The following is a 21,263-nucleotide window of genomic DNA, read 5'->3' as shown; positions in this document are numbered from 1 at the left end:
TCAACTAACGCTCCTGCTGGTGAGTGGGGCTCGGGAAACTGCCCGTCTGGCCGGACCCGGCCTGACGGCCCTGTGCGATACCCCGACGGAGGTTGGTCAGCCGGCCACGCACGTCCTGTGGGGCGCGCGAGACCTGCGGACCGCTCTGGTGCGGCTGCTGCTGTGCCGTGCCCGGGACGAGGTTCGCCCGGGGCACCCGGCGCGGCAGGCCGGAGGTGGTGACACCGCCCGCGGCCGGCTGCCGCACACGCTCTGCCTGCCGGACGAGGTCGTCGTTCGGCGAGCTGCGCCATGCGGCGGCGGGACGCTGGGGGGCCGAGGGGCCCTGCGGGGCCGGCGCCGGGCCGTTGCCCTGCGGACGCTGGGCCGGGCCCGGCTGGGACTGCTGACCGGGCCGGCCCTGCGGGCCCGCCTGACCCTGCTGAGCCGGCTGGCCCGGCTGACCTGCCTGGCCGTGGAACCAGTTCGTCTCCAGCGTGTCGTACAGCGGCGTACGTCCGTCACCGGGACCCGAGGCCGGCGGCAGCGCCTCCGGCTCCTGGCGGGCGGGCCGCTGCGGACGCTGCGGGGCAGGCGGCCGCTGGCCACCGAAGTCACCCTGCGGCCGCTCGAACTGGCCGGTGCCCGAGGGGTTCTGGTGGCCGGGCAGCGCGTGCTGCCCGGTGGACGAGCCGTCGTACCCGTACTGGCCGGTAGCCCCGTTGTCGTAGCCCGACGCTGCCGGGAACTGACCCGTGGAGGCGTTGTCGTAGCCCTGCGGCGCCGCGTACTGGCCGTTCGCGCCGTTGTCCTGCCGCTGCTGCGGTGCGGGGTACTGACCCGTGGAGCCGTTGTCGTACGCCTGCTGCGGTGCGGCGAACTGGCCCGTGCCGGAGGGGTTGCTCGGGTTGCCGGGGGCGCCGAAGACGTCCTGGCGGACGAACTGGCCACCGCCCTGCGGGGCGTTCGCGCCGGAGTGCGGGAAGTCGGCCGGGCCGGCGGGGTTCTGACGGTCCTCCCTGCGGGGAACCGCCGGGATCTCCGCGGTCGCGCCCGGACCGTTGCGGTCGTCGATCCTCGGCATCGGGGCCGTCTGGGACGGGTCCCGCTGCTCGTCGTGGCCGCGCGGGGTGTCCAGCGCGGCACGCGGCACCGGCGGCTGGGCGTTGCCGTCGCTCCAGCTCGGGCGTTGCTGCTCGTTGCCGCCCGGCAGTTCGGCCCGTGCTCCACCACGCGGCGGGAGCTGCGGCTGACGGCCGCGCCGGCCGCGCTCGCCGCCGGCCTTCCCGCTGCCGCGCTGCGGCGCCACGGGGCCGCGGGCCTCCTGGCCCTGCGCGGGAACCGGCGTCTGGGCGTTGCCCGCACCGGCGCCCGGCCGCCCCTGCTGCGGGGCCGGGGGAGGCTGCTGCCCGTGTGCCCCGCCCGGGTCGCGGCCCGGCAGTTCGGCCCGCGGTCCCTGACCGGCGCCGAGCCGGCCACCGCCGGACGCGCCGGACGCGCCGGCGCCGAGAGCACCGCCGCCCGGCGCACCCGCGCCCAGCGAGGAGCCGTTGCCACGGCGAGCCGCGGCCGCACCGGCGGCGGCCTGCGCCGCTGCCGGACCGCCCGTGCCGACGGGGCCGCCCTGACCGGGCTTGCCCTGCGGCTTGCGGCCGCCCTGGGCCACGTCGACCGGCAGCATGACCAGCGCGGTCGTACCACCCGAGTCGGACGGGCGCAGCTGGATGCGGATGCCGTGGCGCTGCGAGAGGCGACCGACCACGAACAGACCCATGCGGCGGGAGACGGAGACGTCCACGGTGGGCGGCGAGGCGAGCCGCTCGTTGATCTGGGCGAGGTCCTCGGGGGAGAGGCCGATGCCGGTGTCGTGGATCTCGATCAGCACCCGGCCGTCGGGCAGCGCGTGACCGGTGACCTTGACCTTGGTCTGCGGCGAGGAGAACGAGGTCGCGTTCTCCAGCAGCTCGGCCAGCAGGTGCACGAGGTCGTTGACGACGCGGCCGGCCACTTCGGTGGTCGGCACCGAGGCCAGCTCGATGCGCTCGTACTGCTCCACCTCGGACGCGGCGGCGCGGAGCACGTCGACCAGCGGGACCGGACGGGTCCAGCGGCGGCCGGGCTCCTCACCGGCGAGGACGAGGAGGTTCTCGCCGTTGCGGCGCATACGGGTGGCGAGGTGGTCCAGCTTGAACAGCGAGGCCAGCTGGTCCGGGTCCGCCTCGCGGGACTCCAGCTCGGAGATCAGCGACAGCTGGCGCTGGATCAGACCCTGGGAGCGGCGCGAGAGGTTGGTGAACATCGCGTTGACGTTGCCCCGCAGCAGGGCCTGCTCGGCGGCGAGGCGGACCGCTTCGCGGTGCACGTCGTCGAAGGCGGTGGCCACCCGGCCGATCTCGTCGCGGGAGTGCACACCGACCGACTCCACGGACGTGTCGACGTCCTGCGGGTCGGCCTCGGACAGCTGCTTGACCAGCTCGGGCAGCCGCTCCTGGGCGACCTTGGTCGCGGTGTCCTCCAGGCGCCGCAGCGAGCGGATCATGGAGCGGGCCACCACGAAGGCGCCGACCAGCGAGACGCCGAGCACGATCAGGACCAGCACACCGGAGATGATCGCTTCGCGCTCCGACTCGCTGCGCAGCTCGCGCGCCTTCTGCTCCATGTCCTCCAGCAGCGTGCGCTCGATGTTCTTCATCTGCTGGATCTTGGTGGAGCTGTCGTCCAGCCAGTCCCGGTACGACCGCTTCTCCAGGCCGGCCAGACCGTTCTCCCGGCTCAGCGCGCGGCTGGCGTACTTGTCGGTGGCCTCGATGGTCGCGTTGCCCTGGTCGATGGGCTTGAGCAGCTCCTCGGCACCGTCGCCGTAGATGCTGGAGAAGCTGCGCAGCTCGGAGACCTGGCTCTCCAGCGCCGACTCGGCGTACAGCCGGTCGTTCTCGGAGAGGTCACCGAAGGTCTTGTTGTTGGCGGGCAGGGCCGCCGCCAGGACCGCGCGCTGGATCGACGCGTACTCCTTGGCGGAGGAGAACGCGGACAGGGCGCGGGTGCGCTGGATCATCTCCGGGTTGCTGGTCGCCTCGGCCATGTCCTGCGAGAGGTCCAGCAGGTGTGTGATGAGGCGGTGGTAGGCCTCCACGGTCTGCGTGGAGTTGTCCTCGGCCTCGTAGGCGTTGTTGCGGATCTCGTTGAGGCTGTTCAGGTCGCGGGCCAGACCGACGAGGCTGTCGCGCACGCCCTGGAGGTTGCCCTCCTTGCTGGCGGAGTCGACCTCCTCGGACGCGGCGAGGAAGTTGTCCAGCGCCCGGTCCGTCTTGTCCTGGAACCCCTTGACCGTGATCGCGCTGGCGGTCGAGCCGTGCGCCAGCGGGCCGGCGGACTGGTCGCGCTCCTCCTGGAGCGCGGCGGCCAGCTCGGTGGCCTGCTTGGTCATCTCGGTGAGCAGCTTCATGTTGTCGAGCTGCTCGATGTCGTCCATGGACTGGCTGATGCGCAGCGCGCCGAGCGAGGTGGCCGCGACCACCGGGAGCGTGAGCAGAGCCACCAGTCGGGTCGAGATGCGCCAGTTGCGCAGCGCTATTCGCGGCCCTGGACCCGTCGCGCCCTGCGGCGGCCTCACCGCCGGAGCGGAGGCCGCGGAGCCCGTGGAGCCCGTGGACGCCGGGGCGCCGGGGCGCCCGGAGGCCGTGGACGCGCCGGGTCGCCCGGAGCGCGGACCGCCGTCACCGGACGGGGCCGGGCCCTGGGCGTGCTGGGGCGAGGAACCGCGGTCGGTCCCGCCATGCGGCTCCGGCTCCGCCGAAGCACTGCCATCCCTCTTGAAACGTCCCTGCACTAGCGTCGCAACCTCTGGACCAGGCGCCCCTCCGCGTGAACGGAAGGACGGTGTCGGCGTCGTCGGGAGCGCCCTGAATACGCACCCGGGTGGTCGTGAGTGACCGGCGCTGGACTCCCCCTATCTCGCCGCTCACCCGTCAGGAGCGACGCTGATTCGCGCCCCCTGCGCGCCGGCTCGATCCTGCGGCGGTCCGTGGAATTCCAGCACAGTGCAGGATCTCCAACAAGGCCAGTTGGTCAGGCTGTGACCTCCGTGACACCACGTGAGGGTGACGTCACGACATGTAGAAGGGGCTCCGCCTTATAGCGGACATACCCGAGCGAGTCGCCGGAGTCCGCCAGGTGTCCCAGTCGCCATGATCAGGAGCGGAATGCGCGCTTCAGGGGCCCAATGTCCGTTTCGTGGGCATGAGATGCCAGCCGGAATTGACCGAATTGAGCGCGTGTTCGTGAGGAAACTCACACGGAGCTCGGGGGGCTTCCCGCCGTCGGCGGGGAATCGGATGTTTAGCCTGACGCTTTACAAGAGGCAACGTTCCGCCAACCGGCGCCTCCCGCGCCCCGTACACGACAGGGTTCAGTACAACCGTGAAGACGACGACGATGTTCCGCATGACGGCCAACCCGCGGCGCACCACTCTGGCGCACCTCGAGGACGCCGACGACCTGGCGCCCCTGGACCTCCCGGAGCACTCCGTCGACCTCCCGGCCCGGACCGCGAACCCCCGGCGCACGGTCCTGATGGTCGCACCGGCCGCCGCCGTCGCCGGCGAGTAGCCCCGCCCACGCCATCGGGCGCCCCCGCACGTCGCTGCGCGGGGCGCCTGACCTTTGCCGCGTTAGCCTGGAGCGTCAGACTCCAGCCAGTTCAGGTAAGGGGCGCAAGGATCCCGTGCGCATCGCCAGGTTCTCCATCGACGGGAACGTCGCCTTCGGCGCGGTCGAGGGCGGCAAGCCGGACGAGCTCGTCCTCGACATCATCAAGGGCATCCCGTTCGCGGACTTCGAGCTCTCCGGCACCAAGGTGCCGCTGAGCAAGGTACGGCTGCTGCCGCCGGTCCTGCCCAACAAGGTCGTGGCCTTCGGCCGCAACTACGCGGAGCACGCGCGTGAGCTGGGCAACGAGGTGCCCGACGCGCCATTCGCCTTCTTCAAGCCGTCCACCTCGGTGATCGGCTCCGGCGACGAGATCCAGTACCCCTCCTTCTCCGAGGAACTCCACCACGAGGCGGAGCTGGCCGTCGTCATCGGCCGCCTGTGCCGCGAAGTCCCGCGCGAGCGCGTCAAGGACGTCATCCTCGGCTACACCTGCGCCAACGACGTCACCGCCCGTGACGTCCAGCGGCGCGAGAAGCAGTGGGCCCGTGCCAAGGGCTTCGACACCGCCTGCCCCCTCGGCCCCTGGGTGGAGACCGACCTGGACCCCGCCGACCTGACCATCCAGCTGACCGTCAACGGACAGCAACGCCAGCTCGGCCGCACCAGCGAGATGATCCACCCGATCGAGGATCTGATCGTCAACATCTCCGAGGCCATGACGCTGCTCCCCGGCGACGTGATCCTCACGGGCACCCCCGCGGGGGTCGGCCCCCTCGCTGTCGGCGACGAGGTCTCCGTCAGCATCGAAGGCATCGGCACTCTCACCAACAAGGTTGTCAAGCGTGGCTAGCGCACCCGGCTCCCCCTCCCCCAAGTCCTCGGCTCCGCTCGGACAGGGGGTACCCCCACGCGTCCGTTTCTGCCCCTCGCCCACCGGTAACCCGCACGTGGGCCTGGTCCGCACCGCCCTGTTCAACTGGGCGTTCGCCCGGCACCACGGCGGCACCCTGGTCTTCCGCATCGAGGACACCGACGCGGCCCGCGACTCCGAGGAGTCCTACGAGCAGCTGCTCGACGCGATGCGCTGGCTCGGCTTCGACTGGGACGAGGGCCCCGAGATCGGCGGCCCGCACGCGCCGTACCGCCAGTCGCAGCGCATGGACGTGTACAAGGACGTCGCGGCCAGGCTGCTGGACGCCGGCCACGCCTACCGCTGCTACTGCTCCCAGGAGGAGCTGGACACCCGCCGCGAGGCCGCCCGCGCCGCCGGCAGGCCCTCCGGCTACGACGGCCACTGCCGCGAGCTGACCGCCGCGCAGGTCGGGGAGTACAAGGCCCAGGGCCGTGCGCCGATCGTCCGCTTCCGCATGCCCGACGAGACGATCACCTTCACGGACCTGGTCCGCGGCGAGCTGACGTTCACCCCGGAGAACGTCCCGGACTACGGCATCGTCCGCGCCAACGGCGCCCCCCTCTACACGCTGGTCAACCCGGTCGACGACGCTCTGATGGAGATCACCCACGTCCTGCGCGGCGAGGACCTGCTCTCCTCCACGCCCCGCCAGATCGCCCTGTACAAGGCGCTGACCGAGCTGGGCCTCGCCAAGCGGACCCCGCAGTTCGGCCACCTGCCGTACGTGATGGGCGAGGGCAACAAGAAGCTCTCCAAGCGTGACCCGCAGTCGTCGCTCAACCTCTACCGCGAGCGTGGCTTCCTCCCGGAGGGCCTGCTCAACTACCTCTCCCTCCTGGGCTGGTCGCTCTCGGCCGACCAGGACATCTTCACGATGGACGAGATGGTCGCGGCCTTCGACGTGGCCGACGTGAACCCCAACCCGGCCCGCTTCGACCTCAAGAAGTGCGAGGCGATCAACGGCGACCACATCCGCCTGCTGGACGTGAAGGACTTCACGGAGCGCTGTCGCCCCTGGCTGCAGGCCCCGTTCGCGCCCTGGGCCCCGGAGGCCTTCGACGAGGTCAGGTGGCAGGCGGTCGCGCCGCACGCGCAGACCCGTCTGAAGGTCATGTCCGAGATCACCGACAACGTCGACTTCCTGTTCCTGGCGGAGCCGGTCTTCGACGAGGCCAGCTGGACCAAGGCCATGAAGGAGGGCTCCGACGCCCTGCTGCGCACCGCCCGCGAGAAGCTCGAGGCGGCCGACTGGAACAGCCCCGAGTCCCTGAAGACGGCCGTCCTGGAGGCGGGCGAGGCCCACGGGCTCAAGCTCGGCAAGGCGCAGGCCCCGGTCCGTGTCGCCGTCACCGGCCGCACGGTCGGCCTGCCGCTCTTCGAGTCCCTGGAGATCCTGGGCAAGGACAGGACCCTGGCCCGCGTCGACGCGGCACTGGCGAGGCTGGCGGCGTAGCGCGCACACACGCAGGGCGGTATCCGGCAGCGGATGCCGCCCTTTCGCCGTACCCGCCCGCCACCCGTGGCCGCCGGGTTACCGTCGCACCATGAGCATTCGGGCCGTGGTCTGGGACGTCGACGACACCCTGTTCGACTACACGACCGCGGATCGCGCGGGCATGCACGCGCATCTGGCGGCCGAGGGCCTGCTCGACGCGTACGGGAGCGCCGAGCAGGCCCTCGCGCAGTGGCGGGCGGTCACCGACAGCCAGTGGGCGCGGTTCGCGGCCGGTGAGGTGTCCTTCGAGGAGCAGCGGCGGGACCGGGTGCGCGTGTTCCTCGGCCGGGAGCTGACCGACGCCGAGGCGGAGGCCTGGTTCGAGCGGTATCTCGGCCACTACGAGGCCGCCTGGGCGCTCTTCCCGGACGTGCTGCCCGTCCTGGACAGCCTCGCCGCCAGCCACCGGCACGCGGTGCTGTCCAACTCCAGCCTGCACGTCCAGGACCGCAAGCTGCGCGTGCTCGGCGTCCACGACCGCTTCGAGGCCATCCTGTGCGCCGCCGAGATCGGCGTCTCCAAGCCGGAGGCCGGCGCCTTCCTCGCGGTGTGCGAGGCACTGGACCTCCCGCCGCACCTCGTCGCGTACGTCGGCGATCACCCGGAGATCGACTGGCGCGGTGCCGCCGACGCCGGACTGGTGTCCGTGTGGATCGATCGCAGCGGCGCGTACACCTGGGACGGCGTCCCCGCCGGCCCGCACCGGATCGCCTCGCTCGCCGAACTCCCCGCGATCCTCGGCGCTGATACTCGTTTTGGAGCCCCGTCCACCTTCAGGTAATGTTCTTCCTGCGCCGCCGGGGAGCGGGCCGAAAGGCCGGAATCCGGGGGAGCGTACTAGAACAAGATCCCCTTCAGGGGCTTGCGTTCCAGTGGCCTATGGTGTAATTGGCAGCACGACTGATTCTGGTTCAGTTAGTCTTGGTTCGAGTCCAGGTAGGCCAGCTCGCAGAGCTCATCTGCAAAGCCCCCGTTGTGTAGCGGCCTAGCACGCCGCCCTCTCAAGGCGGTAGCGCCGGTTCGAATCCGGTCGGGGGTACAGATCCTTCCCGCGAGGACGGCTCGGGTAGCTCCCACCGACCTTGATGCAGGATCGCTAGGGCCCCCGTTGTGTAGCGGCCTAGCACGCCGCCCTCTCAAGGCGGTAGCGCCGGTTCGAATCCGGTCGGGGGTACTCACTGGTCTAAACCACATTGGTCTATGGTGTAATTGGCAGCACGACTGATTCTGGTTCAGTTAGTCTTGGTTCGAGTCCAGGTAGACCAGCTCGGACCTGCGGAAACGCAGTGTCCACGCCCCCGTTGTGTAGCGGCCTAGCACGCCGCCCTCTCAAGGCGGTAGCGCCGGTTCGAATCCGGTCGGGGGTACGCGATCGAGGGGCCCCACCGCGGTGGGGCCCCTCGATGTGTGATCACTGCGTGCCGAACCTGCGGCGTGACTCCTCCGCCTCCGCCAGCCTGCGCAGCGCGAGCAGCACCGGTTCGTACAGCACCGTGAGCGCCACCGCCGCCTCCACCTGCTCGTCCGCCGTCCCCCCGTAGCGCTCCACCAGATCCAGATCGTGGACGGCGAGCCGTCCCATGGCGTGGGCGTACGGCTCCAAGTCCTCGACGGCGCAGGGATATCCGAGCCGCTCCAGCGTGGCGATGGCGTTGACCAGCATCCCGTACGCGGGGGGTCTCACGTCGTCGGCGGGACCGTAACCCCAGCCGAGCAGTTCGAGGAGGCGGTCGGCGCGCTGCCGGGCCGTTCCGGTCGCGGGGTCGCCGGCGTCGGCGGGCCTGCCGTGGGGCAGGGCCCAGACGGCGGTGCCCAGGCGCTCGTTGTGATCCAGCAGGTCGTTGTCCAGTGCGGTGAGGACCTCACGGGCGGAGGCCACGGAGACCCCGCCGACCTGGATCAGTGCCCGTACCAGACGCAGTCGGCGCAGGTGCTCCTCGCCGTACTCGGCCTGGGTGGCGGTGATCCGGCGGCCGGGCGGCAGCAGTCCCTCGCGCAGATAGAACTTCACGGTGGCGGTGGCGACGCCGCTCTGCCTGCTCAGCTCCGACAGCCTCATGGCCGTGCGACTCCCTTGCTCGTTCCCCTTGCGTCCCACGTTGGAGAGTGTCACTATCCAATCATGGATAGCGGCACTATCCAATCGTTGCTCCACAAGGACCGACTGTGGGGGGAAGGTGGGTTTCGTCATGGGTGACAAGCCGATCGCGGGGCGCACGACCGCGGACGCGCACGGGGACGTCGTGGTGTTCCTGATCGGAATGCGCTTCAACAGCCTTGTGGCGGTGCGCAGTTGGCTGCCGGTGGTGCGGGCCATGCCACGCATGCTGCGGGAGCTGTCGCGGGAGCGGGAGCGGGGGATGCTCGGCGCGCAGACGCTGCTGGGGCCACGGGTGCTGTACGTGGTGCAGTACTGGGAGTCGACCGAGAAGCTCTTCGCGTACGCCTCGGCCGCGGACAAGGAGCACCGGCCCGCCTGGGCGGCGTTCAACCGGCGGATCCGCGAGGGGAAGGACAAGGTCGGCTTCTGGCACGAGACGTACGCCGTGCCGGCCGGCGGCTACGAGTCGGTGTACGTGAACATGCCCGCCTTCGGGCTTGGGCGGGCCACCGGGGTGGTGCCGGTCGGGCGACGCGGCGAGCGGGCGGCGGAGCGGCTCCGGGCGGTCTGAGCGGCGCCGGAAGATCGATGGAGGCACGGATGCACCGTGCGCCCCGGGGGCCTTGCCGCGGCGTCGAGGCCGGCCCCCGGGGCGTCTTCGTGCGCTCCGGTGCGCCACGCGGCCCCCATGGGCCGCGTGTGGCGGGGGTCAGCCGGTGCGGCGCAGCGCCTCGGAGAGGCGGGACGCGGCGTCGATGACCGCCTGGGCGTGCATCCGGCCGGGGTGGCGGCTCAGGCGCTCGATCGGGCCGGAGACCGAGACGGCGGCCACCACGCGGTTCGAGGGGCCGCGCACGGGCGCGGAGACGGACGCGACGCCCGGCTCCCGCTCGCCGATGGACTGGGCCCAGCCCCGGCGCCGTACGCCGGACAGCGCCGTCGCCGTGAAGCGGGCTCCCTGCAGGCCGCGGTGCAGGCGCTCCGGCTCCTCCCAGGCCATGAGGATCTGGGCCGAGGAGCCCGCCTTCATCGTGAGCGTCGAGCCGACCGGGACGGTGTCCCGCAGTCCGGACAGGCGTTCCGCGGCGGCGACGCAGATGCGCATGTCGCCCTGGCGGCGGTAGAGCTGCGCGCTCTCGCCCGTGACGTCACGGAGGTGGGTGAGCACCGGCCCGGCGGTGGCCAGGAGGCGGTCCTCGCCGGCGGCCGCGGCCAGCTCGGCCAGGCGCGGGCCGAGAATGAACCTGCCCTGCATGTCCCGCGCCACCATGCGGTGGTGTTCCAGAGCCACGGCCAGGCGGTGGGCCGTGGGTCGTGCCAGTCCGGTGGCCGTGACCAGACCCGCGAGGGTGGCCGGACCGGACTCCAGAGCGCTCAGGACGAGTGCCGCCTTGTCCAGAACGCCGACGCCGCTACTGTTGTCCATGCAACGATACTCGCGTCTCACTCTGTGAAACGCAAGTTCAATTTTCGGTGGAACGCGCCACCCTTGATGTCACGAAGTCACAGCGGCCCGGTGCATGAAAAGGGCCTGGCGGCCGACGCCCGGAAATCCGGTGCGCCGATTGCCGCTCCTCAAGATCTCTAGTTGGGTCGGCACACCTTATGTGCAGGCCGGAGGGAAAGCGATGGGTAGGACACTCGCGGAGAAGGTCTGGGACGACCATGTCGTCCGGCGCGCCGAGGGCGAGCCCGACCTCCTCTACATCGATCTGCACCTGCTGCACGAGGTGACCAGCCCGCAGGCCTTCGACGGCCTTCGCAAGGGCGGCCGTACGGTGCGCCGTCTCGACCTGACCATCGCGACCGAGGACCACAACACCCCCACCCTCGACATCGACAAGCCCATCGCCGACCCCGTCTCCCGCGCCCAGCTGGAGACGCTGCGCAAGAACTGCGCCGACTTCGGCGTGCGCCTGCACCCGCTCGGCGACGTCGAGCAGGGCGTCGTCCACGTCGTGGGCCCCCAGCTGGGCCTGACCCAGCCCGGCACCACGGTGGTCTGCGGCGACTCGCACACCTCCACGCACGGCGCCTTCGGCGCGCTGGCGTTCGGCATCGGCACCTCGCAGGTCGAGCACGTGCTGGCCACCCAGACGCTGCCCATGGCCCGCCCGAGGACCATGGCGATCACGGTCGACGGTGAGCTGCCCGAGGGCGTCACGGCCAAGGACCTGATCCTGGCGATCATCGCCCGGATCGGCACCGGCGGCGGCCAGGGCTACGTCCTGGAGTACCGCGGCTCGGCCATCGAGAAGCTCTCGATGGAGGCCCGGATGACCATCTGCAACATGTCGATCGAGGCCGGCGCCCGGGCGGGCATGATCGCCCCCGACGAGACCACGTTCGCCTATCTCCAGGGCCGTCCGCACGCCCCCGAGGGCGAGGACTGGGACGCCGCCGTCGCGTACTGGAAGACGCTGAGGACGGACGACGACGCCGAGTTCGACGCCGAGGTCGTCATCGACGCCGCCGCGCTGTCGCCGTTCGTCACCTGGGGCACCAACCCCGGCCAGGGCGCGCCGCTTTCGGCGTCCGTCCCCGACCCTGCTTCGTACGAAGACGCTTCGGAGCGCTTCGCCGCCGAAAAGGCCCTGGAATACATGGGGTTGGAGGCCGGACAGCCGCTGCGGTCCATCAGGGTGGACACCGTCTTCGTAGGCTCCTGCACCAACGGCCGCATCGAGGACCTGCGCGCCGCCGCGGACCTGCTGCGGGGCCGCAAAGTCGCCGACGGCGTACGGATGCTGGTCGTGCCGGGCTCCGCGCGGGTGGGCCTGCAGGCCGTCTCCGAGGGTCTGGACGTCGTCTTCAAGGAGGCCGGCGCCGAATGGCGGCACGCGGGCTGCTCCATGTGCCTGGGCATGAACCCGGACCAGCTGGCTCCCGGTGAGCGCTCCGCGTCCACCTCCAACCGCAACTTCGAGGGCAGGCAGGGCAAGGGTGGCCGTACGCATCTGGTGTCGCCGCAGGTCGCCGCCGCGACGGCGGTCCTGGGGCACCTCGCCTCCCCGGCCGACCTGTCCCACGCCGAGACCCGTACGCCCGCTGGAGTCTGAGGATCATGGAAGCATTCACCACGCACACCGGCCGGGCCGTCCCGCTGCGCCGCAGCAACGTCGACACCGACCAGATCATCCCCGCCCACTGGCTCAAGAAGGTGACCCGGGACGGGTTCGAGGACGGGCTGTTCGAGGCCTGGCGCAAGGACCCCGAGTTCGTGCTCAACCGGCCCGAGCGGCAGGGCGCGACCGTGCTGGTCGCCGGCCCCGACTTCGGCACCGGATCCTCCCGTGAGCACGCCGTCTGGGCGCTGCAGAACTACGGCCTCAAGGCCGTGATCTCCTCCCGCTTCGCCGACATCTTCCGCGGCAACTCGCTGAAGAACGGCCTGCTCACGGTGGTGCTGGAGCAGAAGGTCGTGGACGCGCTGTGGGAGCTCACCGAGCGCGAGCCGCAGGCCGAGGTGACCGTCGACCTGGTCGCGCGCGAGGTGCGGGCGGAGGGCGTCACCGCCTCCTTCGAGCTGGACGAGAACTCCCGCTGGCGGCTGCTGAACGGGCTGGACGACATCTCCATCACGCTGCGGAACGAGGACGACATCGCCACGTACGAGGCGGGGCGGCCCGCCTACAAGCCGCGCACCCTGAAGGTCTGAACCTTCGGCCCTCGCGGCGGTCGACTTTCGGCCACCCCACACCTGGCTGTACCCCCGATCGGCCCGATCGGGGGTACAGCCTTTTTTCACACCCGGATGGCCGCACCCGGCACCGTCCGTTCTTTCAACTTCCTACGTTATGACGGTTGTTGTTGGGGTACGCGAGCCTTGACAAAGCGGCTTCGGCCGCGTGCCGAGGGGGCGTTGGCGGCGCCAGTTGCCCCCCGGGCAGGCGACAACTCGCCCCAGATGGCACAATCTGTGCATGGAACACGACGGCCAACTCGAGCTCTATACGGCGGTCGCGGACCAACTCAAGGAAGCGCACGCAAGGGTGCGCGCACTGCAAGTCCCGGAGGGCGTACGGATGGCGCTGACCCGGAAGCTGCTGGTCATCACGGCCGCGGCCAAGCACGACCTCGCCGATGCGACAAAGCGTCTGGAGCGGTTCACCGCCGACCTCGACGCGGGGCGATTCCCCGAAGAGGAAGGCTGAATCACGTCAGGAGCAGCCGAGTCGGTTGCGGCACAAGGGTGATTAGCCCGTTTCGTGTTTGATTTGCGGTATATATCTGCCTAACGTGCGAAAAGCTTGAACACTTTCGTTCTGGCGATGTCTCCGAAGGGGAAGACGTGAACAAGGCGCAGCTCGTAGAAGCGATTGCCGACAAGATGGGCGGCCGTCAGCAGGCCGCCGATGCTGTCGACCATGTACTGGACGCCATCGTCCGCGCCGTCGTCGCAGGTGAGCGGGTGTCGGTCACCGGCTTCGGCTCGTTCGAGAAGGTCGACCGTCCGGCTCGCTACGCCCGCAACCCCCAGACGGGCGAGCGGGTTCGGGTCAAGAAGACCTCCGTGCCGCGATTCCGCGCCGGTCAGGGCTTCAAGGACCTGGTGAGCGGCTCGAAGAAGCTCCCGCGCGGTGGTGAGGTGTCCGTCAAGAAGGCGCCCAAGGGCAGCCTGACCGGCGGTGCCGCGGCCACGGTCAAGAAGGCCGCGGCCAAGAAGACCACCAAGGCGGCCGCGAAGAAGGCCACCACGGCCAAGAAGACGACGGCCAAGAAGACGACGGCCGCCGCGAAGAAGACCACGGCGAAGAAGACGACCGCCAAGAAGACCACGGCGACCGCCAAGACCACCGCCGCGAAGAAGACCACCGCCAAGAAGGCGACGGCCAAGAAGGCCCCGGCGAAGAAGGCGACGGCCAAGAAGGCCCCCGCCAAGAAGACCTCGGCACGCAAGACCACCGCCAAGAAGGCCACCGCCCGCAAGTAGACGAGGGCGCAGGGGTACTCACGCGCCGGGCCGGACTCCGTCGAGGAGCCCGGCCCGCGGCGTGTTCAGGGGCAGGTCAGAGGGTCTGCAGCGTCACCAGCGTGATCTTCGGGCGCTCCTTGGGGCCCGTCACCTCGATCCGCACCCGCTGCCCGGGGCGCAGCAGCCGCAGCCCGCCCGCGTCGAACGCGGCCGCGTCGAAGGGCACCACGGTGCCGTCGTCGAGCAGGACCTGCCCGCTGCGCGTCTCGGCGTCGTACGTGTAGGCGGTGGCGTGCATGACGGCAGCCTACTGCCCGGAAATCAGCAGCCGCGCGGTCGCCGCCGCCGTCCGCGGCCCCACCCCGAGCGCCAGTGCCGTGCGCAGGTCGACGGCGGTGTCGACGTCCTGGCGTACGGAATCCACGCCCCTGAGGCGGAGTTCCACCGCGCCGCCGCCGCGATGGCGGGCCCGCGAATCCGTGCCGAATGCCGGGAGCAATTCCCGGCCCGGCGCCGCCGCCAGCAGGGTCGTACCGATCGCCGCCGCATCCGGGAGAAATGCGCGGGGGAATTCCGCGGCCGCGTCCAGGACCCGTGCCAATTCCGCCGGCCGCAGGGCCGGGAGATCGGCGTTGAGGGCCGCGACCGGGCATTTCGGGCGCCGGGCCCGTACGGCCGCCGCCCCGTGCGCCAGCGCCGCGTTCAGACCGCCGCCCGGCTCGTCCGGGACGATCCGCGCGCCCAGCGCCGCCAGCTCCCGGCCTGCCACCTCGTCGTCCGTGACGACTGCCACATCCCGCACCGCCGGGCTGGCCAGCGCCGCGGCCACCGTGTCCTGCGCGAAGGCGAGGGCGAGACCCGGGCGCAGCGCGTCGGCGGCGGCGTCCGAGAGCCTGCTCTTGGCCCGCGCCAGGGGCTTCACAGGTACCACCAGGGTCCACAGCACGCGCGTTCGTCCCTCTCTTGTCGCGGTCATTGTCACCCGGCCCACCCGGTGGGCGCGGACTCGGGGCGTACGGTGTTCTCGACAGACCGACGGCCTGGGGCGACACTTGTGCGGCCCCCGAGGCCTCAGAAGGAAGGTGTCCGTGTGCCCCGCCGCAGAATCGGCTTCTGGTACCGCTTCGCCGCGGTGATCTGTAAACCGCCGCTGGTGGTTCTGCTCAAGCGGGACTGGCGCGGAATGGAGCACATTCCGGCCGAGGGCGGCTTTATCACCGTGGTGAACCACAATTCGCACGTCGACCCCTTCGCGTACGCGCACTTTCAGTACAACACCGGACGTGTTCCGCGATTCCTGGCGAAGAGCGGGCTTTTCAAGAAGGGATTCGTCGGCGCCGCGATGCGCGGCACCGGGCAGATCCCCGTCTACCGGGAGAGCACGGACGCGCTCAGCGCCTTCCGGGCCGCGATCAACGCCGTGGAGCGCGGCGAATGCGTCGCCTTCTACCCCGAGGGCACCATCACCCGCGACCCGGACGGCTGGCCCATGACCGGCAAGACCGGTGCCGCGCGCGTCGCGCTGAAGACCAAGTGCCCGGTCATCCCGGTCGCCCAGTGGGGCGCCAACGAACTGCTGCCGCCGTACGCCAAGAAGCCCGACCTCCTCCCGCGCAAGACCCACCACGTGCTGGCCGGGCCCCCGGTGGACCTCTCCCGCTTCTACGGCAAGGACATGACCGCGGAAGTCCTCAAGGAGGCCACCGAGGTCATCATGGCCGCGATCACCGGTCAGCTGGAGGAGATTCGCGGCGAGCGGGCACCCGGGTCGCCGTACGACCCGAAGCGCGAACGCATCGAGCAGCGGCGCCGGACGCAGGCCCAGAAGTTCGGCCGGGCGGCCGCCACCGTGGCGGGCGGCGACGAGGGTGTACAGCCGATCCGTGGGGCTGCCGGCGTAGCCGATCGGGAAGCGGCTGGTCAGGCGGGTGTGGAGGCGGCCGGGCAGACCGGTGGCGAAGAGGGGCAGGGCAAGTGAGCAAGCCGGTCAAGGCGGCGGTCTTCGCCGCCGGTTCGTGGGGCACCGCCTTCGCCATGGTGCTCGCCGACGCGGGGTGCGAGGTCACCCTCTGGGCGCGCCGGGCGGAGGTGGCCGAGGCCATCAACTCCGGCCGGACCAACCCCGACTACCTCCCGGGCTTCGAACTCCCCGCGAGCCTGCGTGCCACCACCGACGCCGCCGAGGCGGCCGCCGGAGCCGACTTCACGGTGCTGTCCGTCCCCTCGCAGACGCTGCGCGGCAACCTCGCCGCGTGGGCGCCGCTGCTCGCCCCCGGCACGGTCCTGGTCTCGCTGATGAAGGGCGTCGAACTGGGCTCCGCCATGCGGATGAGCGAGGTGATCACGGACGTCGCCAAGGTCCCTGCGGAGCGGGTCGCGGTCGTCACGGGGCCGAACCTCGCGCGCGAGATCGCCGCCCGGATGCCGGCCGCCTCCGTGGTCGCGTGCACCGACGAGGCGGTCGCCCAGCGGCTCCAGGCCGCCTGCCACACGCCGTACTTCCGCCCGTACACCAACACCGACGTCGCCGGCTGCGAACTCGGCGGCGCGGTCAAGAACGTCATCGGGCTCGCCGTCGGCATCGCGGACGGCATGGGGCTCGGCGACAACGCCAAGGGCTCGCTCATCACCCGCGGCCTCGCGGAGACGACCCGGCTGGGCCTGGCGATGGGCGCGGACCCGCTGACCTTCTCCGGACTCGCGGGCCTCGGCGACCTCGTGGCCACCTGCTCCTCGCCGCTCTCGCGCAACCACACCTTCGGCACCAACCTCGGCAAGGGCATGACCCTGGAGGAGACCATCGCGGTCACCCGGCAGACCGCCGAGGGCGTCAAGTCCTGCGAGTCGGTGCTGGATCTGGCGCGACGGCACGGCGTCGACATGCCCATCACCGAGACGGTGGTCGGCATCGTGCACGAGGGCAAGCCTCCGGTGGTCGCCCTGAAGGAGCTGATGTCGCGCAGCGCGAAGGCCGAGCGACGCTGAGCGACGCGGCCCCACGGACGCTGTCTCCGGCCCCTACCACCGGGTACTCTCATCGCGATATGAGCACCGAGAACCTCCCCCAGAGCCCCGAGCAGCCGTCTCGCAAGCCGCGTGTGGCCGTCGTGTTCGGTGGGCGCAGCTCCGAACACGGGATCTCCGTGGTCACCGCCGGCGCCGTACTGCGTGCCGTCGACCGGACCAAGTACGAGGTCCTGCCGATCGGCATCACCCGGGACGGCCGGTGGGCGCTCACCGCCGACGAGCCGGAGCGGATGACGATCGCCGATCGCCGTACGCCCACCGTCGACGAACTCGCCGACTCGGGCGAGGGCGGTGTCGTGCTCTCCGTCGACCCGGGCAGCCGCGAAGTCGTCTACAGCGAGCCGGGTTCCGTGCCGAAGGCGCTCGGCGAGGTCGACGTCGTCTTCCCGGTGCTGCACGGCCCCTACGGCGAGGACGGCACTCTCCAGGGCCTGCTGGAACTCTCCGGCGTCCCGTACGTGGGCGCCGGTGTGCTCGCCTCGGCCGTCGGCCAGGACAAGGAGTACATGAAGCGGGTGTTCACCTCGTTCGGACTGGCGGTGGGCCCGTACCTGGTCGTACGGCCGCGCGAGTGGCAGCGGGACCGGTCCGGGGCGAGGCGGCGGATCGCCGAGTTCGCCGGGGAGCACGGCTGGCCGCTGTTCGTGAAGCCCGCGCGCGCGGGCTCGTCGATCGGCATCACCAAGGTCGAGTCCTTCGAGGGCCTCGACGAGGCGATCGCCGAGGCCCAGCGCCACGACCCGAAGATCATCGTGGAGGCCGCGCTGCGCGGCCGCGAGATCGAGTGCGGCGTCCTGGAGTTCGAGGACGGTCCCCGGGCATCCGTCCCCGCGGAGATCCCGCCGCCGGACGCGCACGCGTACTACGACTTCGAGGCGAAGTACATCGACTCGACCCCCGGCATCGTCCCCGCCCCCCTCACCGACGAGCAGACCGCCGAGGTGCGGCGCCTTGCCGTGGAGGCCTTCGAGGCCGCGTCCTGCGAGGGCCTGGTCCGCGCGGACTTCTTCCTCACCGAGGCGGGCGAGTTCGTGATCAACGAGATCAACACGATGCCCGGCTTCACGCCGATCTCGATGTACCCGCAGATGTGGCAGGCGAGCGGCGTGACCTACGCGGAGCTGGTGGACCGCCTGATCCAGGCAGCCCTGAACCGCTCGACGGGGCTCAGGTAGAGGCCCCCGGGGCCTCCCAGGGGCGCGGGCAACCGCGCGAACGACCCCGAACGCACCCGAGCGACCGCGGGCGGCCCCCGAGCCGGCACAGAAGGGCTCGGGGAGACGGCGACTAGTCGGCGATCCCCTCAGGAATCGCCGACTTCACCGCCGGAGCCAGATCGATCAGCACACCCGCGCTGTCCTGCCCCTCGGGCACCCGCACCTCGACATACGCCCTGCGGTTCGCGCTGGTGAACAGGTAGCCCCCGTCGCGCTCCTCCTGCAACCAGTCGACGCCGTTCACACCGCCGGCCACGGCGTCCGGATCCCGGCCCTCGGCCACCTTCGGGTCCACCATCTTCGACGGCCGGGCCACCCCGCAGCGCAGTATGATCACCGGGCTTCCCCAGCCCGCCGTGAGCACGGACCGGGGCTCGGGGTCGTTCCGGCTCAGACCGTCCACCGTGCGGGGCAGTTCGCTGTCCAGGTTCTGGCACAGCTTCGTCACCGCCGGAGAGGTACTGGGAACCGCGACATCGGCGCTGTCGTCTGCTGAGGAGCAGCCCACGGCGGTGATCAGCAGCGCGGAAGCGGGCAGACCGATGAGCCGGTGACGGGAAATCTTCACCGGCCAAGGGTAGACGGGGACTACAGATGGACGACCGGGCAGGTCAGGGTGCGGGTGATGCCGTCCACTTGCTGGACCTTGGCGACCACCATGCGGCCCAGGTCGTCGACGGTGTCGGCCTGGGCGCGCACGATGACGTCGTACGGTCCTGTCACGTCCTCGGCCTGGATCACCCCAGGGATCTTGCTGATCGTCTCGGCGACGGTCGACGCCTTGCCGACCTCCGTCTGGATCAGGATGTACGCCTGTACCACGGAACCTCCAGGGCGGCCACGAGGATCATGTGGGGAAAAGGAACGCCACGGTATCGCGTTGCCGCTCCCGGCGGGGAGACCTGCGGGGAGTGGGGGACGCGTGGCGGGGTGCAGGCACGGCCGACGGGGACGGCCGGGTGGGCCGGACCGCCCGCCAAGGGGGGCCGGGCGGCGGACACTACGACCGTATCGAGGACACTGATGACCCGCGACCGGGCACACAGAGGGACAGAAGGGGCGTAAGGGAAATGAAGGGGACTGTTGGTGAGCTCGGGGAGTTCGGGCTCATCAGGGAGCTCACCTCCCGCCTCACCACCACCCCGGCGGTGCGGGTCGGGCCGGGGGACGACGCCGCGGTGGTCGCCGCGCCCGACCGACGGGTCGTGGCCAGCACCGACATCCTGCTGGAGGGACGGCACTTCCGCAGGGACTGGTCCACGGCGTACGACGTGGGGCGCAAGGCGGCGGCGCAGAACCTCGCGGACATCGCCGCCATGGGCGCCGTTCCGACCGCGCTGCTGCTCGGCCTCGTCGTGCCGGCCGAACTCCCGGTCACCTGGCCGACCGAGCTGATGGACGGACTGCGCGACGAGTGCCAGGTCGCGGGCGCGTCCGTGGTCGGCGGCGACGTCGTCCGCGGGGACACCATCACGGTGTCGATCACCGCGCTCGGCGATCTGCGCAACCAGGAGCCCGTCACGCGGGCCGGCGCGCAGCCCGGCGACCTCGTCGCCGTGACCGGCTGGCTCGGCTGGTCGGCGGCCGGACACGCGGTGCTCTCCCGCGGCTTCCGCTCGCCGCGCGCCTTCGTCGAGGCACACCGGCGCCCGGAGCCGCCGTATCACGCCGGTCCGGCGGCGGCCGGGCTGGGCGCGACGGCGATGTGCGACGTCAGCGACGGGCTGATCGCCGACCTCGGGCACATCGCGGAGGCGAGCAAGGTCCGCATCGACGTCCGGTCCGGCGCGGTCGACATCCCCTCGCAGATGCACGACATCGGGCAGGCGGTCGGGGTCGACCCGCTCCAGTGGGTGCTGACCGGGGGAGAGGACCACGCGATCGTGGCGACCTTCCCGCCGGACGTGAAGCTGCCCGCCCGCTGGAAGGTGATCGGCGAGGTGCTCAACCCCTCGGCGCTGCCCCAGGTGACCGTCGACGGGGCACCGTGGACCTCCCAGGGCGGCTGGGACCACTTCGGAGGGATCGAGTCATGAGCGCGCCGCCCGCAGTGCTCACCGTCGCCGGCTCCGACTCCGGCGGAGGCGCCGGCGTCCAGGCCGACCTGAAGACGATGCTCGCGCTCGGAGTGCACGGCATGAGCGTGATCACGGCCGTGACCGCGCAGAACAGCCTCGGTGTGCAGGGCGCCTGGGAACTGCCCGTGGAGGCGGTGCGGGCCCAGTACCGCAGTGTCGTCGACGACATCGGCGTACAGGCCGTGAAGACCGGCATGCTGGCCTCGGCGGAACTGGTCGAGGCGGTGGCCGAGTTGATCGCCGGGACGGACGCGCCGGCCGTCGTCGACCCGGTGGGGGTCTCCAAGCACGGTGACTCGCTGCTGGCGGCCTCCGCGCTGGAGTCGGTGCGGACGCAACTGCTGCCGGCCGCGACCGTGGTCACGCCCAACCTCGACGAGGTCACGCAACTGACCGGGGTGCGGGTCGAGTCCGAGGACCAGATGCGCGAGGCGGCGGCGGCCGTGCTGGGGTACGGGCCGCGGTGGGTCGTGATCAAGGGCGGTCATCTGGAGGGCGAGGCGGTGGACCTGCTCACCGACGGCTCCGAGGAGCACTGGCTGCGCGCCCCCCGCCTCGACAACCGGCACACGCACGGCACGGGCTGCACGCTGGCCTCCGCGATCGCCTCGGGGCTGGCGCGGGGGCTCGCCGTGCCGGAGGCGGTACGGGCGGCGAAGGAGTACGTCACCGGGGCGATCGCGGCCGGGTTCGCGCTCGGCGGCGGGATCGGGCCCGTGGATCACGGCTGGCGCTTGCGGCGCTGACTCCCGGGGCCTGGCCCACCCCGAGAACGGGGCCCGGGCTCACCCGGGTCCACCCGGCAAGGGCGGCCACAGCGAGGACGAGGAGCGAGCGCACCGCAAAAAGCCGGCCCACCTGAGGTGGACCGGCTGATGCAGCGAACCA

The 21,263-nt window shown here is 71.3% G+C and carries 21 protein-coding genes and 5 tRNA genes; 19 read left to right on the top strand and 7 right to left on the bottom strand.

Going from position 1 to position 21,263, the window contains the following annotated elements; all coding sequences use genetic code 11:
• Positions 1–4: 4 nt before the first annotated feature.
• A complete protein-coding gene (locus ACGF8A_RS09580; protein WP_393106003.1) occupies positions 5–3,808 on the bottom strand; it encodes a nitrate- and nitrite sensing domain-containing protein in 3,804 nt (1,267 codons plus the stop codon).
• Between the two features lie 590 nt (positions 3,809–4,398).
• On the opposite strand from ACGF8A_RS09580, the gene ACGF8A_RS09575 reads away from it, so the two are divergent.
• From ACGF8A_RS09575 to ACGF8A_RS09535, 9 genes are all read left to right on the top strand, one after another.
• Positions 4,399–4,587, top strand: a complete 189-nt coding sequence (locus ACGF8A_RS09575) for a hypothetical protein (RefSeq protein WP_393106001.1) — start codon at positions 4,399–4,401, stop codon at positions 4,585–4,587.
• 115 nt (positions 4,588–4,702) lie between these two features.
• The gene (locus ACGF8A_RS09570; protein ID WP_393105999.1) at positions 4,703–5,479 is read left to right on the top strand and encodes a fumarylacetoacetate hydrolase family protein; all 777 of its coding nucleotides are present in this window, start codon (positions 4,703–4,705) and stop codon (positions 5,477–5,479) included.
• A complete protein-coding gene (gene gltX / locus ACGF8A_RS09565) occupies positions 5,472–6,995 on the top strand; it encodes a glutamate--tRNA ligase (RefSeq protein ID WP_393105997.1) in 1,524 nt (507 codons plus the stop codon). Before ACGF8A_RS09570 ends, gltX begins: the two co-directional genes overlap by 8 nt.
• A 91-nt stretch (positions 6,996–7,086) precedes the next feature.
• Complete coding sequence (locus ACGF8A_RS09560; protein WP_393105995.1) at positions 7,087–7,818, top strand: HAD family hydrolase; 732 nt, start codon at positions 7,087–7,089, stop codon at positions 7,816–7,818.
• A gap of 92 nt (positions 7,819–7,910) precedes the next feature.
• Positions 7,911–7,982: transfer RNA gene (locus ACGF8A_RS09555), tRNA-Gln, on the top strand.
• A 21-nt stretch (positions 7,983–8,003) separates the two neighbouring features.
• Positions 8,004–8,076, top strand: a tRNA-Glu gene (locus ACGF8A_RS09550).
• A gap of 62 nt (positions 8,077–8,138) precedes the next feature.
• Positions 8,139–8,211: transfer RNA gene (locus tag ACGF8A_RS09545), tRNA-Glu, on the top strand.
• Between the two features lie 20 nt (positions 8,212–8,231).
• Positions 8,232–8,303 (top strand) — tRNA-Gln (locus ACGF8A_RS09540).
• 28 nt (positions 8,304–8,331) lie between these two features.
• A tRNA-Glu gene (locus tag ACGF8A_RS09535) sits at positions 8,332–8,404 on the top strand.
• Between the two features lie 44 nt (positions 8,405–8,448).
• Here the strand turns inward: ACGF8A_RS09535 and ACGF8A_RS09530 are convergent.
• Positions 8,449–9,096 (bottom strand): MerR family transcriptional regulator, encoded by a 648-nt coding sequence (locus ACGF8A_RS09530; protein WP_393105993.1) that lies wholly within the window; start codon positions 9,094–9,096, stop codon positions 8,449–8,451.
• Positions 9,097–9,226: 130 nt separating this feature from the next.
• On the opposite strand from ACGF8A_RS09530, the gene ACGF8A_RS09525 reads away from it, so the two are divergent.
• On the top strand, positions 9,227–9,709 hold the full coding sequence (locus tag ACGF8A_RS09525; protein WP_393105991.1) for a DUF4188 domain-containing protein: 483 nt from the start codon (positions 9,227–9,229) through the stop codon (positions 9,707–9,709).
• A gap of 138 nt (positions 9,710–9,847) precedes the next feature.
• Here ACGF8A_RS09525 and ndgR read toward each other — a convergent pair whose 3' ends face one another.
• Positions 9,848–10,564, bottom strand: a complete 717-nt coding sequence (ndgR, locus tag ACGF8A_RS09520) for an IclR family transcriptional regulator NdgR (protein ID WP_393105989.1) — start codon at positions 10,562–10,564, stop codon at positions 9,848–9,850.
• A 202-nt stretch (positions 10,565–10,766) separates the two neighbouring features.
• Here ndgR and leuC point away from each other — a divergent pair, with 202 nt between their 5' ends.
• The 4 genes from leuC (at position 10,767) to ACGF8A_RS09500 (ending at position 14,071) form a co-directional block, all read left to right on the top strand.
• Complete coding sequence (gene leuC, locus ACGF8A_RS09515; protein ID WP_393105987.1) at positions 10,767–12,197, top strand: 3-isopropylmalate dehydratase large subunit; 1,431 nt, start codon at positions 10,767–10,769, stop codon at positions 12,195–12,197.
• Between the two features lie 5 nt (positions 12,198–12,202).
• A complete protein-coding gene (leuD, locus tag ACGF8A_RS09510) occupies positions 12,203–12,796 on the top strand; it encodes a 3-isopropylmalate dehydratase small subunit (RefSeq protein WP_393105985.1) in 594 nt (197 codons plus the stop codon).
• A 265-nt stretch (positions 12,797–13,061) separates the two neighbouring features.
• Positions 13,062–13,292: a hypothetical protein gene (locus ACGF8A_RS09505; protein ID WP_393105983.1), complete on the top strand. Its 231-nt coding sequence runs from the start codon at positions 13,062–13,064 to the stop codon at positions 13,290–13,292.
• A 137-nt stretch (positions 13,293–13,429) separates the two neighbouring features.
• Positions 13,430–14,071, top strand: coding sequence for an HU family DNA-binding protein (locus ACGF8A_RS09500; RefSeq protein ID WP_393105981.1), 642 nt, complete (start codon positions 13,430–13,432; stop codon positions 14,069–14,071).
• A gap of 76 nt (positions 14,072–14,147) precedes the next feature.
• On the opposite strand, the gene ACGF8A_RS09495 is transcribed toward ACGF8A_RS09500, so the two are convergent.
• The gene (locus ACGF8A_RS09495; RefSeq protein ID WP_393105979.1) at positions 14,148–14,351 is read right to left on the bottom strand and encodes a hypothetical protein; all 204 of its coding nucleotides are present in this window, start codon (positions 14,349–14,351) and stop codon (positions 14,148–14,150) included.
• 9 nt (positions 14,352–14,360) lie between these two features.
• Entirely contained in the window at positions 14,361–14,999 is a 639-nt protein-coding gene (gene cofC / locus ACGF8A_RS09490) for a 2-phospho-L-lactate guanylyltransferase (RefSeq protein ID WP_393105977.1), read from the bottom strand.
• A gap of 144 nt (positions 15,000–15,143) precedes the next feature.
• On the opposite strand from cofC, the gene ACGF8A_RS09485 reads away from it, so the two are divergent.
• From ACGF8A_RS09485 to ACGF8A_RS09475, 3 genes are read left to right on the top strand one after another with little or no spacing between them, the layout of a single operon-like run.
• On the top strand, positions 15,144–16,031 hold the full coding sequence (locus ACGF8A_RS09485; protein WP_393105975.1) for a lysophospholipid acyltransferase family protein: 888 nt from the start codon (positions 15,144–15,146) through the stop codon (positions 16,029–16,031).
• Positions 16,028–17,038 (top strand): NAD(P)H-dependent glycerol-3-phosphate dehydrogenase, encoded by a 1,011-nt coding sequence (locus tag ACGF8A_RS09480; RefSeq protein ID WP_393105973.1) that lies wholly within the window; start codon positions 16,028–16,030, stop codon positions 17,036–17,038. Before ACGF8A_RS09485 ends, ACGF8A_RS09480 begins: the two co-directional genes overlap by 4 nt.
• 59 nt (positions 17,039–17,097) lie before the next feature.
• Positions 17,098–18,255, top strand: coding sequence for a D-alanine--D-alanine ligase family protein (locus ACGF8A_RS09475; RefSeq protein WP_393105971.1), 1,158 nt, complete (start codon positions 17,098–17,100; stop codon positions 18,253–18,255).
• A 112-nt stretch (positions 18,256–18,367) separates the two neighbouring features.
• On the opposite strand, the gene ACGF8A_RS09470 is transcribed toward ACGF8A_RS09475, so the two are convergent.
• On the bottom strand, positions 18,368–18,865 hold the full coding sequence (locus ACGF8A_RS09470; RefSeq protein WP_393105969.1) for a DUF3515 family protein: 498 nt from the start codon (positions 18,863–18,865) through the stop codon (positions 18,368–18,370).
• A gap of 20 nt (positions 18,866–18,885) precedes the next feature.
• Positions 18,886–19,119, bottom strand: coding sequence for an Lrp/AsnC family transcriptional regulator (locus ACGF8A_RS09465; RefSeq protein ID WP_003997603.1), 234 nt, complete (start codon positions 19,117–19,119; stop codon positions 18,886–18,888).
• A 248-nt stretch (positions 19,120–19,367) separates the two neighbouring features.
• On the opposite strand from ACGF8A_RS09465, the gene ACGF8A_RS09460 reads away from it, so the two are divergent.
• Positions 19,368–20,333: a thiamine-phosphate kinase gene (locus ACGF8A_RS09460; RefSeq protein ID WP_393105967.1), complete on the top strand. Its 966-nt coding sequence runs from the start codon at positions 19,368–19,370 to the stop codon at positions 20,331–20,333.
• A complete protein-coding gene (thiD, locus tag ACGF8A_RS09455; protein WP_393105965.1) occupies positions 20,330–21,121 on the top strand; it encodes a bifunctional hydroxymethylpyrimidine kinase/phosphomethylpyrimidine kinase in 792 nt (263 codons plus the stop codon). Before ACGF8A_RS09460 ends, thiD begins: the two co-directional genes overlap by 4 nt.
• Positions 21,122–21,263 lie beyond the last annotated feature (142 nt).

The sequence above is a fragment of the Streptomyces sp. NPDC047706 genome (assembly GCF_043204795.1).
Taxonomy (GTDB): Bacteria; Actinomycetota; Actinomycetes; order Streptomycetales; family Streptomycetaceae; genus Streptomyces.
Note: the sequence above shows the minus strand (reverse complement) of the source record. Positions and strands in the feature narration are given on the sequence as shown.